Source organism: Oleiphilus sp. HI0128 (genome assembly GCF_001635365.1).
On the sequence record NZ_LWGG01000345.1, the window covers coordinates 1 to 822 of the forward strand.

Consider the following 822-nt stretch of genomic DNA (forward strand, 5'->3'; position numbering starts at 1 on the left):
AGCTCTTCAATTGAAGAAAAAAATCGCTGTGCTGAGAAGTTCCTGGGCGTTAGCTTAACTCGTTTAGCAAAAACACTGACCAAACAGTGGCGAATTGAAGGCCTGATTAACGATGTTCTAGCGGGCTCAGGAGAAGAGGACCCGCGTGTTCAAGCGGTTATATTAGGAGATGAGATAAGTCGTGTTGCTTTACTCGGCTGGGATTCAGCAGAGTTTAAGGAGGTTGCGCAGCGCGTCGCAGAATTTAAAAATATCGGTGAAGCAGAAGCAATGTTCGCACTCAAGAAAACAGCAGATGAAACGGCAGAGACTGTTGCTTCCTTCGGCAAGAAAGTATTGGTTGAGCATATTCCAACCAGCACTCGAGCAGCAAAGGAATTAGAGAAAAAATACGACAATGAAACTGAAGGCTTACAGCCAAATACTGCAATAGAGCTTGAAGCACTGGAGCGTTTGGATAAGCTGTTAGCGGGTGATTTTAATATCAATGAGGTGTTTAAGCTTTGCTTGCAAGGGCTTCATAAAGGCATCGGCCTTGAGCGCGTCGCCTTGGCAATATTTGATAAAGAGCACCAGAGGGTAGTCGTTAAATATGCTTCAGGGCAGAGCACGGAGAAGTGGCGAGAGAAGTTTGTTGTTCGATATGAAAGAAGCCGTTCGGGTTTCTTGTTTAACCTGTTTGAACGTGATAAGGCTGCCTGGATAGGTAACTCGGACTACCAGCACATAACGCAATTTATATCGCCCGAATACCTAGGTATTACAGGTCAGAAAAGGTTTTTTATATCGCCTTTAGCCACTGGCCGTAAACGAATCGGGTTT

Annotated in this window: 1 protein-coding gene; it reads left to right on the forward strand. The window is 45.0% G+C overall.

All coding sequences use genetic code 11. The features are described 5' to 3' along the window. Nucleotides 1-822, forward strand: an 822-nt coding sequence (locus A3763_RS28105) for a hypothetical protein (RefSeq protein WP_197482761.1), incomplete at both ends; no start/stop codon positions are given.